The sequence below is a fragment of the Pseudonocardia sediminis genome, from assembly GCF_004217185.1.
Lineage (GTDB): Bacteria > Actinomycetota > Actinomycetes > Mycobacteriales > Pseudonocardiaceae > Pseudonocardia > Pseudonocardia sediminis.
This window is the reverse complement of record NZ_SHKL01000001.1, coordinates 5,864,495-5,877,802: the sequence shown is the minus strand read 5'-3', so window position 1 is coordinate 5,877,802 and position 13,308 is coordinate 5,864,495. Positions and strand designations below refer to the sequence as shown.

12 protein-coding genes are annotated in these 13,308 nt (G+C 73.1%); 6 read left to right on the top strand and 6 right to left on the bottom strand.

From position 1 onward, the window contains the following. Positions 1–17 precede the first annotated feature (17 nt). A complete protein-coding gene (locus tag EV383_RS27520; RefSeq protein WP_130292620.1) occupies positions 18–1,463 on the top strand; it encodes an acyl-CoA carboxylase subunit beta in 1,446 nt (481 codons plus the stop codon). Between the two features lie 48 nt (positions 1,464–1,511). Then, entirely contained in the window at positions 1,512–1,751 is a 240-nt protein-coding gene (locus tag EV383_RS27515; protein WP_130292619.1) for an acyl-CoA carboxylase biotin carboxyl carrier protein subunit, read from the top strand. A gap of 50 nt (positions 1,752–1,801) precedes the next feature. On the opposite strand, the gene EV383_RS27510 is transcribed toward EV383_RS27515, so the two are convergent. Beyond that, a complete protein-coding gene (locus EV383_RS27510; RefSeq protein ID WP_130292618.1) occupies positions 1,802–3,595 on the bottom strand; it encodes a S8 family serine peptidase in 1,794 nt (597 codons plus the stop codon). Positions 3,596–3,842: 247 nt separating this feature from the next. On the opposite strand from EV383_RS27510, the gene EV383_RS27505 reads away from it, so the two are divergent. The 3 genes from EV383_RS27505 (at position 3,843) to EV383_RS27495 (ending at position 5,819) form a co-directional block, all read left to right on the top strand. Further along, a complete protein-coding gene (locus EV383_RS27505; RefSeq protein ID WP_130292617.1) occupies positions 3,843–4,487 on the top strand; it encodes a hypothetical protein in 645 nt (214 codons plus the stop codon). 70 nt (positions 4,488–4,557) lie between these two features. Continuing rightward, positions 4,558–5,361, top strand: coding sequence for an enoyl-ACP reductase FabI (fabI, locus tag EV383_RS27500; protein ID WP_130292616.1), 804 nt, complete (start codon positions 4,558–4,560; stop codon positions 5,359–5,361). Next, complete coding sequence (locus EV383_RS27495) at positions 5,358–5,819, top strand: hotdog family protein (protein ID WP_130292615.1); 462 nt, start codon at positions 5,358–5,360, stop codon at positions 5,817–5,819. Before fabI ends, EV383_RS27495 begins: the two co-directional genes overlap by 4 nt. On the opposite strand, the gene mftM is transcribed toward EV383_RS27495, so the two are convergent. Together mftM and EV383_RS27485 are read right to left on the bottom strand one after the other, a co-directional pair. Continuing rightward, positions 5,806–6,516, bottom strand: a complete 711-nt coding sequence (gene mftM, locus EV383_RS27490; protein WP_130292614.1) for a mycofactocin oligosaccharide methyltransferase MftM — start codon at positions 6,514–6,516, stop codon at positions 5,806–5,808. The genes EV383_RS27495 and mftM overlap by 14 nt on opposite strands. A gap of 131 nt (positions 6,517–6,647) precedes the next feature. Then, positions 6,648–7,835 carry an alpha-hydroxy-acid oxidizing protein gene (locus tag EV383_RS27485; RefSeq protein WP_130292613.1) on the bottom strand — a complete coding sequence of 396 codons (1,188 nt, stop codon included), beginning with the start codon at positions 7,833–7,835 and terminating at the stop codon, positions 6,648–6,650. Positions 7,836–7,870: 35 nt separating this feature from the next. On the opposite strand from EV383_RS27485, the gene EV383_RS27480 reads away from it, so the two are divergent. Further along, positions 7,871–8,869, top strand: a complete 999-nt coding sequence (locus EV383_RS27480; protein ID WP_130292612.1) for a zinc-binding alcohol dehydrogenase family protein — start codon at positions 7,871–7,873, stop codon at positions 8,867–8,869. Positions 8,870–8,922: 53 nt separating this feature from the next. On the opposite strand, the gene EV383_RS27475 is transcribed toward EV383_RS27480, so the two are convergent. The 3 genes from EV383_RS27475 to mdo all read right to left on the bottom strand — a co-directional run bounded on the left by EV383_RS27475 (position 8,923) and on the right by mdo (position 13,224). After that, a complete protein-coding gene (locus EV383_RS27475; RefSeq protein WP_130292611.1) occupies positions 8,923–10,467 on the bottom strand; it encodes a VWA domain-containing protein in 1,545 nt (514 codons plus the stop codon). Positions 10,468–10,486: 19 nt separating this feature from the next. Next, entirely contained in the window at positions 10,487–11,695 is a 1,209-nt protein-coding gene (locus EV383_RS27470; protein ID WP_242623338.1) for an AAA family ATPase, read from the bottom strand. 236 nt (positions 11,696–11,931) lie between these two features. Then, positions 11,932–13,224, bottom strand: a complete 1,293-nt coding sequence (gene mdo, locus EV383_RS27465; protein WP_130292609.1) for an NDMA-dependent methanol dehydrogenase — start codon at positions 13,222–13,224, stop codon at positions 11,932–11,934. Positions 13,225–13,308 lie beyond the last annotated feature (84 nt).

Sequence of the window (13,308 nt, the reverse complement as noted above, 5' to 3'; positions counted from 1 at the left end):
AGAGGAGAGGCCCGGACATGGTGATCCATCAGGACGTGGTGCGGAGCGGACCGGCAGCTGCACCCCCGTCGACCGGCCCGGAGCCCGTCGACGGGCGTGACCCGGTCCTGCGCCTGGGCCTGCTCGGCGACCCGGGCAGCGTCACGGCCCACCCCGACGGCCCGGACGGGACCGAGCCGCACGGCGCCGCCTGGGCGCGGATGACCGTCGACGGCGCGCCGTGCGTGGCGTTCGCGCTCGACCCACGGGTCAGCGCGGGCGCCCTGAGCACCCGGACGTGCGCGACGATCCTCGACGCCTACCGGGCCGCCCGGGAGGCCCGGGTCCCGGTCGTCGGGCTGTGGCACTCCTCCGGGGCGCGCCTGCAGGAGGGCGCCGCCGGGCTCGACGCCGTCGCGCAGGTCTTCCGCGCGATGACCGCGGCGTCCGGCCGCATCCCGCAGATCTCGGTCATCGTCGGCCCGGCCGCGGGCGGGGCGGCCTACGGCCCGGCCCTGACCGACGTCGTGGTCACAGCTCCGGAGGCCCGGATGTTCATCACCGGGCCGGACGTCGTGCACACCGTCACCGGTGAGCGGGTCGGGGCCGACGAGCTGGGCGGGCCCGACGTGCACGGCACGCACAGCGGCGTCGCCCACGTCCGCGGTCGCGATCTCGCCGACGCACTCGGCGCGGCGCGCCGGTTGGTGACGCTGTTGCACCCGGACCGGCCGGAGTCCGTCGGCGAGGTCGCCGACCGCGACCTCGCCGCGCTCCTGCCGGCCGCCCGCAAGCGGGCCTACGACGTCCATCCGGTCATCGACGGCGTGCTCGACGGGCCCGGACTGGAGCTGCACCCGGACTTCTCGCCCAACATCGTCACCGTCCTGGGCGCCCTCGGCGGGCGCACGATCGGGGTGGTGGCCAGCAACCCGCTGCGCAAGGGCGGATGCCTCGACGCGCAGGGTGCGGAGAAGGCCGCGCGCTTCGTCCGGATGTGCGACGGGTTCGGGGTGCCGCTCCTCGTCCTCGTCGACGTGCCCGGATACCTGCCGGGCGTGCAGGAGGAGTGGGGCGGTGTCGTGCGGCGCGGGGCGAAGCTGCTGCACGCCTTCGCCGAGGCGACGGTCCCGTCGGTCTCGGTGATCCTGCGCAAGGCGTTCGGCGGGGCCTACATCGCCATGAACTGCCGCGGCCTCGGGGCAGGGACCGTGTTCGCCTGGCCGGGCGCGGAGATCGCCGTGATGGGGGCGCCCGCGGCGGTGCGGATCCTGCACCGGCGGGAGCTGCGCGACCATCCCGACCCCGGGGCCCGCGAGGAGGAGCTGGTCCGTGAGCACGCCGCGCGGGCCGGCACACCGGACGAGGCGGTCGGTCTCGGGCTGGTGGACCGGGTGATCGACCCCGACCGGACCCGGTCGCTCGTGGCCGCCGCCCTGCGCGTGCCGGCCCGGCGCGGCGACCACGCCAACATCCCGCTGTGAGACGGCTGCCCGGAAGGGCGGCCGTCCCCCGTGAACCGGAGACCCGAGATGACCGACGCCGACACGCGGTACCTCCGCATCACCGCCGAGATCCCCGCGACCGTCCTCGAGCTGGGCTGCGGCCCCGGCGACCCCGCGGTGGCCGGGCGGTCGCTGCTGCTCCTGGAGTCGATGAAGATGGAGATCCCGGTCCGGCCGGCCCGGTCCGGGACGGTGTCCGAGGTCCACGTCGCCGTGGGGGACTTCGTCCGCACCGGTGACCCGCTGGTCTCGCTGCGCGTCGGCTGACCGCGCCGGCGCACCCCTCCCGGGAGGGGTGCGCCGGCGCGGTGCGGCCGTCAGCCGCGGGCGGTCACGGCGGCGTAGGCGTCGACGATGCCGTCGCCGTAGAGCGAGTTGAACCGGGCCGTGCCCGTGCAGGGGGCGTCGTACTCGGCGTCGCGGCCCTCCCGGGCGTAGCTCTGCACCGGGCCCGGGCACGCCTTGTCGGCGGCGGTGGCGAGCACCGTCCGCTCGACGGCGGCGGGGTTCATGCCGAACCCGCCACCGCGGGTGGGCTTGCCGAACCGGCTCACGACCAGTGCCGCGACGCCGCTGACGTGCGGCGCGGCCATCGAGGTGCCCTGCAGGTAGGCGTAGTAGCCGCAGTTCCCGCTCGCGTCGCAGGCCCGCTGCACGCCGAACCCGGCGCCCTGCGCGGTGACGGTGCCGTCCGCGGCGACGTCGCCGACGGCCTGCAGCACCGCGCGCGGGAACGTCGAGAGGATCTGGTTCTCGTTGGCCTGGTAGCTCGGGGTGCCGAAGCCGTCGCGCAGCCAGCCGCCCGGAGCGGCCAGTGAGATCTGCTCGGTGCCGTGGTTGGAGTAGTCGGACTTGGTGCCCGACGGCCCGACCGCCGACACCCCGATCACGTGCGGGCCCTCCACCGGCAGGTCCAGGCAGGACCGGTTGTCGATCGGGCGCGGGTAGGCGCTGTTGGCCGGGTAGCTGGGGCTCAGCACGTCGGTCCGGGGGTTGCCGAGGTCCTCGTGGTTGTTGCCGAGCGATCCGACCAGGGTGACGCCCTTGCCGTGGGCGTAACGCAGCGCGCGCTGCATCGCCTCGATGGTCGTGCGCTGCTCCGCCTGCGCCTGCGGGGAGTCCGCCGGGTTGGCCCTGCAGTTGAACAGCCACGGGTCCACCGCGAACGACATGTTGACCACGTCGACGCCGGCGTCGGCGCCGTAGGTCAGCGCGTCGACGACCGGCTGCAGGAACAGCAGGCCGGAGTCCTGGCCGCCGCGCAGGTTGACCAGACGGACGCCCGGGGCGACCCCGGACGAGCCGATCCCGTTGGCCGCGGCGGCGACGATCCCGGCGACGTGCGTGCCGTGGCCGTTGTCGTCCCGGTCGACCGGGTCCAGGCAGCTCGCGACCTCGCACGGCCCGTCGGACGGGGCGCCGGTGGGATCGGTCGGGATGTCGCGCGCGAAGTTGCGGGACAGTCCGAGGTCGACCTGCCCGGCGAGATCGGGGTGGCTCGCGTCGATGCCGGAGTCGATCACGCCGACGAGCACGCGCCGGTCACCGTCCTCGACCGCGCGCGCCGCCCCGGCGCGGACCATCGCCATCCCGTACCGGGAGGCGTCGAGCGGGTCGAGCCGGGCCCCCGGGTCCGTCGGCCGCAGCCGCGGCTCGACGCTCTGCAGCGGTGGCAGGCCGCCGGGACCCTGCCGCGTCCGGTACTCCTGCTCCACCGTGTCGCGCTGCGGTGGCGGTCCCGCCTGCGCGGGGCGTCCCCGGCCGGGACGTTCCGGGTCCGCGGCGACCGCGCCGATCGACCGGGCGCGGGTGGCCCCCAGGACCCCGGGCCGCGTGCCGACCGCCTCGGCGAACCCCTCCGCCGGCGCCGTGACGACCAGCGCCCCGACCGCCGGGTTGCTCCGCACCACGGTTCCCCCCGCGGCCCGGACGGCGTCGCGCCCGGCGGCCTCGCCGGCCCCCTCGCGGAGCAGGACGGTGTACTCCTCGGCGCCCGCCGGCTCCGGTTGTGCGACCGCGGCCGGCGCGGCGAACACCACCGCCGTCAGCGCTGTCGCGGCGACCACGACCAGTGCGCGGCCACGCGGTTCTGTCACTCGATTGCGTCTCATCATCTCCCCCATACGGGTGAGGCTAGCGGCGTGATCGCGCCCGATAACGACCGGTCCGCGTGGTTCATCACCCGGTTCCGCACCGTCCATCCGGGCGTCGGAAACCGTTCTCCCGCGGGTCGTCACGGTCGCGGAACTGGTTCGAAAGTTCGACGACAGCGCCGGGGTGGTCCGGCAGCCTCGTCCGTGGCGGCATCGGTGCGGCCGCCCCACGACCCCGCGCCCACGCGACCCCTCGGAGGAACCCATGAGCCCGGCCCGAGTCCCGACCGGCTGGCGGCGGGTCGCCGTCGTCGTTTCCGCCGCGCTGCTCCTGGCCGGATGCGGGTCCGGGGCCCTGGACGGCATCGCCGCGGGCTCGGGGGACCGGGACACCGGCACGAGCACGAGCGCCGCGGCCGACACCGGCGCCGTCACCGCGGAGCAGGAGGAGTGGATGTCGGGCCTGTGCACCTCGCTCGCCGCGGTCGCCGACGTCGCCGGGACCCGGCGCACGGCGGAGGGCTCCGACGTCCGGGAGCTGCCCCGCGTCCTCGCCGAGCGCGTGCGGAAGGTGGAACGGGCGGTCGCCGATCTCGACGCCGAGCTGACCAGGCTCGGCCCGCCCCCGGTGGAGCGGGCCGGCTCGGTGCAGGACGAGCTGCGGGAGCTGGTGGAGAAGCGGCGCGCCTCGCTCGAGAAGTCGGCGACCTTCGTCGAGGACTCGGACCGGGGCGGCGCGATCGGCTACGTCCAGACCGCCCGCGCGGCCCAGTCCGCCTACACGGCGGGCCCGGTTCTCGTGAACGACGTCTCGAAGGTCCCGGAGCTGGAGGAGGCCTTCGCCGCCACCCCGGCGTGCCGCGAGGCCGACCCGGGGGACGACGCCGACGCGACGGCGGGCCCGCGGTGACCCGTCCGGCGGCGGGACACGTGAACGGAACGGCCGTCCCGACGGGCGGCGGGATCGGAACGGAGCATCGATGACGGACGAGCAGGGCCTGCTGGCCGGGCGCACCCTCCTGGTCACCGGGGTGATCACCGAGTCCTCGATCGCCTTCCACGTCGCGCGGCTGGCCCAGGAGCAGGGCGCGACGGTGATCCTCACCGGGTACGGGCGGATGTCGCTCGTCGAGCGCATCGCGCGACGGTTGCCCACACCGGTCCCGGTGGTCGAGCTGGACGTGACCGACGCCGGGCATCGTGAGACGCTCGCCGCGCGGGTGGGGGAGCACACCGACCACCTCGACGGCGTCCTGCACTCGGTGGCCTTCGCCCCGGCCGGGGCACTGGGTGGGCGGTTCCTGGACACCACGTGGGACGACGCCGCGACCGCGCTGCACGTCTCGGCCTACTCGCTGCAGTCGGTCGTGACGGCGCTGCGGCCGCTGCTGGGTTCCGGGGCCTCGGTGGTGGGGCTCGACTTCGACGCCTCGCGGACGTTCGCCGACTACGACTGGATGGGCGTGGCCAAGGCCGCCCTGGAGTCCTGCTCGCGCTACCTGGCCCGCTACCTGGGCCCTGCGGGGATCCGGGTGAACCTCGTCGCCGCCGGTCCGCTCGCGACGATGGCCGCGCGCAACATCGCGGCCGGTGGCGAGGACGGGGTCGGCGCCGAGTGGGACCGGCGTGCGCCTCTGGGATGGGACACCGCCGACGCGTCGCCGGTCGCGCGGGCGTGCGTGGTGCTGCTCTCGGGCTGGCTCGACGCCACCACCGGCGAGATCGTGCACGTCGACGGCGGGGCGCACGCCGTCGGCGACCGCGGTGACGGGGGCGCGGCGTGACCGCCGGGCCCGGCGCCGCCGTGGTGCTGGAACCGGACGAGGTGCCGGCCCGGGCCGGGAGCCGGCTCGGGCTCAGCGGATGGCTGGAGGTCTCCGCGTCCCGCGTCCGGGACTACCGGCGGGCGACGGCCGACACGTCCGCTCCGGACGCGGTGCCCGGACTGCTGCTGCTGTCGCTGCTGAGCCCGCTGGTGGCGCAGGTGCTCGAGGTCGGGAACACCCGCAACGCGGTCAACCACACCGTCGGGCCGGTGCGCTTCCCCGCCCCGCTCGCGGTCGGGGGCCGTGTCCGGGCGGCTGTCGACCTGTACTCGGCCCGGTGGCGTCCCCGCGGGTTCCTGGAGGTCGTGGTCGAGGTGGCGATGCTGGACACGGACGGGCACGAGGTCTGCACCGCCCGGCAGGGCACCCTCTACGCGACAGGAACGGACGACGCCCGGGACCTCACACCTCGATGACGAGCCACCCGCCGTGGTGCTCGGAGACGGTGTAGGGCCGTCCGGTGCGTTCGCCCATGGCGGTCAGCACGGAGGTGTCGAACAGGCGCACGTGGCCCCAGGTGGCACTGGCCTCGTCCTCGAACGGGACGGCGACGACGACGCGGCGTCGCGCCAGGCGCAGCATCTCGGCCACCACCTCGTCGCCCTCGGCCTCGGGCAGGTGCTCGACCAGGTGCACCGCGAACACGGTGTCGGCACAGCCGTCCGGGCGGGCGACGGCGCGGGCGTCGGCGACCATCACGTCCAGGTCCGCGCCGAGCTGCGGCGCCATCCGGGACAGCAGCTCCACGGTGCCGCCGGTCAGGTCGGTCGCGGTGACCCGGTACCCGGCCGCGGCCAGGCGCAGCGACAGGAACCCGAAGCAGCACCCCAGCTCCAGCACCTCGTCCCCGGCGACGAGCTCCAGCGCCCGCTCGTGCACCGGCTTCATCTCGGCGTTCGTGCCGCCGGGCACCGGCTCGCCGGCCAGCGCGTCGACGGTGTTGCGGTAGAACGCCAGCCACGCGTCGTCCGGGGCGTCCGGGTCCTTCGCGGCACCGGTCACGACCGCGACGAACGCCTCCTCGAAGGCCTCCGGCGCCAGCAGGCCCCTCCGGACGAACGTGGAGTCGAGCCAGCCCGCGAGGTCGTTGCTCAGCTGGTCGAGTCCGATCATGGACGGCTCCCTGGTACGTGCGGCGGTGCGGTGCCGTCGACGTTAGGTGGTGCACCCCGCCGCGACCACGGGCTCGCGGGACAACCCTCCGAGCGGAGGCGCAGACCTGCCCGGTCGGTCAGGTGGAGGCGTTACGGCCGTGGTCCACGCACCGTGGGGCGCAGGGCCGAACGGTCCAGTGACGCGAGCGACGGGTACCCGTCCACGGCCATCAGCAGGTCGGCCTCGGCCAGGAACGAGCGCAGCACGTGCACGATCCCGTCCTCCCCGCCGAGCGCCAGCCCGTAGGCGTACGGCCGCCCGACCCCGACGGCGGTGGCGCCCATCGCCAGCGCCAGCACCGCGTCGGTGCCGGAACGGACGCCGGAGTCGAACAGCACCGGAGCGCGCCCGTCCACGGCGTCGACGACGTCGGGCAGCATCTCCAGCGAGGAGAGCCCGCCGTTGGCCTGGCGCCCGCCGTGGGTGGAGACGTAGATCCCGTCCGCGCCGGCGTCCAGGGCGCGGCGGGCGTCGTCCGGGTGGCAGATGCCCTTGAGGACGATCGGCAGGTCGGTCAGCCCGCGCAGCCAGTCCAGGTCGTCCCAGGTGAACGCGTGCCCGAACACGCCGGCCCAGTACCCGGTCGCGGCGGCGAGGTCGTCCTCCGGCGTCGCGTTCAGATGTGACCGGAACACCGGGTCGGAGGTGTAGTTGGCGATGCAGTTGCCGCGCAGCTGCGGGAAGTTCGCCGTCGACAGGTCGCGGGGGCGCCAGCCGGTGACCCAGGTGTCGAGGGTGACGACGATCGCCCGGTACCCGGCCTTCTCCGCGCGCCGGACCAGGCTCTCGGCCAGCTCACGGTCGTTCGGGGTGTAGAGCTGGAACAGCCCCGGGGTGTCGCCGAGCGCGGCCGCGAGGTCCTCCATCGGGTCCACGGTCAGCGTCGAGGCGACCATCGGGACGCCGGTGCGCGCGGCCGCTCGGGCGGTCGCCAGGTCCCCGTGCCCGTCCTGCGCGCACAGCCCGATCACGCCGACCGGGCACAGGAACAGCGGCGTCGGGAGCGTCATCCCGAACATCTCCACCGTCAGGTCCCGCGACGTGGCGCCGACCATCATCCGCGGCACCAGGCCCCACCCGCCGAACGCGTCGGCGTTGGCGCGCTGGGTGCGCTCGTCCCCGGCGCCGCCGGCGACGTAGGACCAGATCGACGGCGGCAGCGCGGACTGCGCGCGGCGCTCCATCTCGTCGAAGGTCATCGGCAGCGCGGGCACGTGACCGCGCAGGCCCCCGCCGTAGATCTCGAGCTGGTAGTCGCCGTAGGACCGTTCCGCCATGCCCGCATCCTGCCCCACCGTTAGCGTTGTCAGCCATGGCAACCGTTCCCGCCGTCGTCGCACCCCGCCCGCTCCCGATCGACGACCCCGGAGCGCTCGTCGACTCCGAGATCGAGGTCGGTGCCCCCGGCCCGCACGACCTGCTCGTCGACGTCCGCGCCGTCTCGGTCAACCCCGTGGACGGCAAGGTGCGCTCCTCGTTCGACCCGTCCGACGGGCCGAAGGTCCTCGGTTTCGACGCCGCCGGCGTCGTCGTCGAGGTCGGTGACGCCGTGTCGGGCTACGCGCCCGGCGACGAGGTCTACTACGCCGGCGCGATCGACCGGCCCGGCAGCAACGCCCACCGCCAGCTCGTGGACTCCCGGATCGTCGGGCGCAAGCCGTCCACGCTGGACTTCGCCGCGGCCGCCGCCCTGCCGCTGACCTCGATCACCGCCTGGGAGTGCCTGCACGACCATCTGCGGATCACGCCCGGGTCCACCGGCACCCTGCTCGTCGTCTCCGCCGCCGGCGGCGTCGGCTCGATGGTGTTGCAGCTGGCCCGCCGGACCGGGCTCACCCTGGTCGGGACGGCGTCGCGGCAGGAGTCGCAGGACTGGGCCCGTGAGATGGGCGCGCACGAGACCGCCGACCACCACGACCTCGTCGGCAGCGTGCGCAAGGTCGCCCCGGACGGCGTGCAGTACGTGTTCTCGCCGGTGTCCGAGGGCAACGTCGAGGCCTACGCCGAGCTGATGACCCCGCGCGGGGTCGTCGTCGCGATCGACGAGCCCGAGGGCCTGGACACGCTGCCGCTCAAGACGAAGAGCCAGGCCTGGCACTGGGAGCTGATGTTCACCCGGCCCCTGTCCGAGCCGGGGTCGACGGTGCAGCGCGAGATCCTCGACGAGGTCGCCCGCCTGGTCGACGCCGGCGAGCTGCGGACCACCGAGACCGTCCGCCTGCAGGGCCTGACCGCGGAGAGCGTCCGCGAGGCCCACCGTCTGATCGAGTCCGGCGGCACCATCGGCAAGATCGTCATCGAACGCACCTGAGACACGGCTCCGCCCGCGACCCCGACGGGGCCGCGGGCGGAGTGCGTCCGTGCCTAGCGGCCGATCAGCTCGCCGGCCATCTCGTTCGTCGTGTTCTCCAGGCCCGACAGGTCCCGGACGACGCGCACGCGGTCGCAGTGCTCGGCGTACGCGGGCAGGTCGCACCGGCCCAGGCCCCACGAGTACCGGGGCTCGGGGGTCAGCCAGATCGTCTCCCGGGCGCGCCGGGTGATCTCGATGAACGCCTCCATGTTGGGGTCGTTCCCGTTGCCGCGGCCGTCGCCCAGGATCAGCACCGTGGAGCGGCGGGTGACCGCCGTCGGGTGGTCCTCCAGGAACTGCCCGAACGCGAGCCCGTAGTGCGAGTTCGCGTCCACGTCGAGCTGGTCGCCACCGAAGATCATCCCGAGCGCCTGCTCCACGGGGTGGTCGGCGAACAGGTCGGTGACCTCGACCAGGTCGGCCACGAACGCGAACGAGCGCACCTGGCCGAACAGGTCCTGCAGCCCGTGCACCAGGTGCAGGGTGAACCGCGCGGTGGCCCGCACCGACAGCGAGACGTCGGCCAGCACCACCAGACGCGGCTTGTCCTCCTGGCGCTGCACCGTGACCGGGTTGAACGGGATCCCGTCGTAGCGCATGTTGCGCCGCATCGTGCGGCCCGAGTCGATCCGCCCGCGCGGGGACACCCGGCGCCGGTGGGTCAGCGCCCCGTGCAGCGACTTGGCCAGGCGCCGCAGCGAGTCCTCGAGCTGCATCCGCTCGGTCTCGTTCGCCCGGTCCACCTCGGCGACCCGGTCGATGTCGTCGTGGCCCTCGACGATCCGCTGCTCGATCTCGAGCAGCTTCTCCAGGTGGGCCTTGATCGCCTCCGGCAGGCCCTCCAGCACCCCGGCGAGCCGACGGCGCAGCGCGGCCGCGTCGTCCTCGTTGCCCTTCTCCGCCTCGGAGAGCGCGTCCTCCTCGGAGTTGAGCCAGCCGAGCAGGGCGTCCTGCTGGGCGACCGAGAGGTCGGCGTCGACCTTCGTACCCTGGGCCTGGGAGATGTCGCCGGGCAGGCCGCCGCCGGAGAACCGGTCGGTCTCGATCTGGACCCGCTGGCCCTCGGTGATCTCCTGGCCCTCGTTCTCCTTGGAGAACACGATCTCGTCGGTCATCGCCGCCAGGTCGACCTTGTTGGCCTCCTGGTGCAGGTTGTACTGCTCGGCGAGGTCCTCCGGGTCGAAGTAGTCCCGGATGTCGACCGGGGCGCCGTGGTCGTGGCCCTCCTGCGGGGTGTCGCTCGGCTCCTCGGAGAGGGTGAAGTCCTCCAGCAGGCCGTCGTCGGTCAGGTCGCCGTGGCCGTGCCCGTGGCCGTGCCCCGTGTCCTCCTCGCCGACCTTGACCAGCGAGAAGAACAGGTCGAAGACCTGGTCGAAGACCTCCTCGTCGCGCCGGTCCTTGATCAGCGAGACGCGCAGCGCCTCCTTGAGGGTCGACTTGTCGGACATGACGCCCGGCTGGCCCGCGCACAACATCGCGTCCACGGCCTCGGAGACCGAGATGCGGATCGCGCGTATGCGGAGCAGCCGGACGAAACGATGGATGCTCGCTTCCACGCTGTCCTCCTCCGCCGATCTAGATCGGGCGCTTGCGGCTGCCGCCGAACGACCGGGAGCCCTGGCCGGGCGTCACCTTGCGGATCTGCGAGGGCGGCGGCGCGGTCCCGCCGGGCAGGCCGCCGTAGATCCCGCCGTGCCGGCCGGGTGCGTCCTTGCCGGCGCGCTTCGCGACACCGTCGACGTCGCCGTCGTCCGGGTCGTCGCTCGCCGCGGGGCGGGTGGACGGGGCGGGCTTCGGAGCCGGGGCGGCGGGCTCGTCGTGCGAGTGGTCGCCGTCGTGGCCGTGCCCGTGGCCATGGCCGTGCCCGTGGCCCTCGTCGATGACGGCGTTCGGGTCGACCAGGCGCGGCAGCGCGTCGAGCGCCTTCTTCACGTCCTTGTCGTATTTGACGACGACGGACACGGTGTCGGACAGGACCTGCGCGTTGAGGTCGTCGACACCGAGGACGGCCAGGGTGCGGGCCCAGTCGATCGTCTCCGAGATGCTCGGGGCCTTGCGCAGCTCCAGCTCACGCAGGCCGCGCACGACCGTCACGAGCTCCTCGGCGAGGGCGTCGGACAGCCCGGTCTTCTTGGACTTGACGATCTCCAGCTCACGCGCGGCGGCCGGGTAGTCGAGGAACAGGTGCAGGCAGCGGCGCTTGAGCGCGGCGGCCAGGTCACGCGTGTTGTTCGAGGTCAGCAGCACGTAGGGGCGCTTCTCGGCCTTGAACGTCCCGACCTCGGGCACCGAGATCTGGAACTCGCCCAGCGTCTCGAGCAGCACGGCCTCCAGCGCCTCGTCGGCGCGGTCGACCTCGTCGATCAGCAGCACGACGGGCTCGGGGGACCGGATGGCCTCCAGCAGCGGGCGCGGGGCGAGGAAGCGCTCGGAGAAGAAGACGCTGTCCTGCTCGCCGATCCGCTCGACCGCGGACGTCAGATCCGGGGCGTCGGCCACGACCTGGCCGATCTTCTCCCGCAGGATCTGGGTGTACATGAGCTGCTTGCCGTAGTCCCACTCGTACAGGGCCTTGGTCTCGTCCTGGCCCTCGTAGCACTGCAGGCGCAGCAGGCGGCGGCCGGTGGCCAGCGCCAGCATCTTGGCCAGCTCGGTCTTGCCGACGCCGGCCGGACCTTCGAGCAGCAGTGGCTTGTCCAGCCTCGTCAGCAGGTAGACGGTGGTGGCCAGACGCGTGTCGGCGATGTAGCCCTGCCCTCGCAGGGCCTCGACGACCTCGTCCACGGACTCGAAGGGCGCATCCCCGACACCGGAACCGGCTGGGACATCGGACTGCGACGGGGCAGCAACAACCTCGGACACGAACTCTCCTTCCGGGGCCACGTCCATGACAGGAACGCGGCGGCACGCAACCAGCGGGCCCACCCGACCTCCAGTATCACTCCCGGAGGCGGGGTGGGCCCGCTGGGCCGCGTCATATGACGGAACTACTCACCATCGGGCCAGGCCCGAGGGGTCGATCAGGGGATGAGCTCGTCCAGGTCACCGTTGAACGAGTGCTCGACGACCGGGCGGACCGTCTCGAACGTGCACTCCTTCGGGTTGCCCGGGGTGCAGGCGTCGCCCAGGACGTGGTTCGTGACCCGGTCGATGTCCGCGGCGTCACCCTTGACGACCTTCTCGTTCTCGTAGAACTTGGTCGGGCCGATGCCCAGCCGGTTCTTCGAGTACGAGTCCTTGGTGACGTCGTTGAACTTCTCCGGGATGCCCACGTCGCGGAGCAGCCGGATCGACGCGGCGAGCGCGGCGTCGGCGGCCTGCGGCTTGGTCATGCCGTGGGTGTCGATGCCCATCGCCTCGGCGATGTCGGCGAACCGGCTGTAGGCGACCGGCATGTTGAACGCCCACACGCGCGGCAGCGCGATGGCGTTGTTCAGGCCGTGGTGCAGGTCGTAGAACGCCGACACCGCGTGCGAGATCGAGTGGATGATCCCGAGCCCGCCGGAGTTGAACGCCTGGGCGGCGATGTACTGCGCGTACATCATGCCCTCGCGGCCGGCCAGGTCCTGGCCGTTCCACACCGCTGCCCGGAGGTGCTCCGAGGTCAGCTTGATGGCGTGCAGCGCGTTGCCCAGCGACGGCTGGAAGTTCAGCCGCGAGACGTAGGGCTCGGAAGCGTGCGCGAGCACGTCGAAGCCACACTGCGCGGTGAAGTCGACCGGGCAGTCGTAGTAGAGCACCGGGTCGTCGATCGCCAGGCTGGTCACCGAGGCGTCGTCGAACGCGACGTACTTGTGGGGGTTGTCCGGGTCCGTCGTCGTGTCGGTGATGACGTAGGCCCAGGAGGTCTCCGAGCCGGTACCGGCCGTGGTGGAGACCGCGATGTGCGGCGGGTTCGCCGGGTTCTCGGACTTGTTGAAGCCCTCGAACTCGTTGACGTTGCGGCCGTCGTGGGCGACCGAGATCCGCGCGCCCTTACAGGCGTCGTGCGAGGAACCGCCGCCGATGGAGACGAACGAGTCGCAGTTGTTCTGCTGGTAGAGGCCCACAGCGTCCATGACGTTGTAGTCCTTGGGGTTCGACTCGACCTTGTCGTACACGACCACCTCGAGGCCGTGGTACTTCATCGACTCGACGATCTTGTTGACGATGTCGGTGCCGCGCAGGCCCGACGTCATCACCAGCGTCTTCTTGAAGCCCAGCTTGAGGGCTTCCGGTCCGATGAGCTCGTGCGAGCCGGGGCCCATCAGTGCCCGGGGGAACGGGTGGAACTCCTTGATGGGGAACGGCTTCAACAGTTCGTCAACCTGCATGGCAGCCCTTTCTGGTGCAGGGGGTGGGTCAGCACCGGACGCTAGGGGTGCCGTGACCGCTCGCACAGGGCTTGCCGCAACAAC

Coding starts and splice junctions, on each gene's coding strand:
- EV383_RS27520 (WP_130292620.1), top strand. CDS start 18: ATGGTGATCCATCAGGACGTGGTGCGGAGCGGACCGGCAGCTGCACCC.
- EV383_RS27515 (WP_130292619.1), top strand. CDS start 1,512: ATGACCGACGCCGACACGCGGTACCTCCGCATCACCGCCGAGATCCCC.
- EV383_RS27510 (WP_130292618.1), bottom strand. CDS start 3,595: ATGAGACGCAATCGAGTGACAGAACCGCGTGGCCGCGCACTGGTCGTG.
- EV383_RS27505 (WP_130292617.1), top strand. CDS start 3,843: ATGAGCCCGGCCCGAGTCCCGACCGGCTGGCGGCGGGTCGCCGTCGTC.
- fabI (WP_130292616.1), top strand. CDS start 4,558: ATGACGGACGAGCAGGGCCTGCTGGCCGGGCGCACCCTCCTGGTCACC.
- mftM (WP_130292614.1), bottom strand. CDS start 6,516: ATGATCGGACTCGACCAGCTGAGCAACGACCTCGCGGGCTGGCTCGAC.
- EV383_RS27485 (WP_130292613.1), bottom strand. CDS start 7,835: ATGGCGGAACGGTCCTACGGCGACTACCAGCTCGAGATCTACGGCGGG.
- EV383_RS27480 (WP_130292612.1), top strand. CDS start 7,871: ATGGCAACCGTTCCCGCCGTCGTCGCACCCCGCCCGCTCCCGATCGAC.
- mdo (WP_130292609.1), bottom strand. CDS start 13,224: ATGCAGGTTGACGAACTGTTGAAGCCGTTCCCCATCAAGGAGTTCCAC.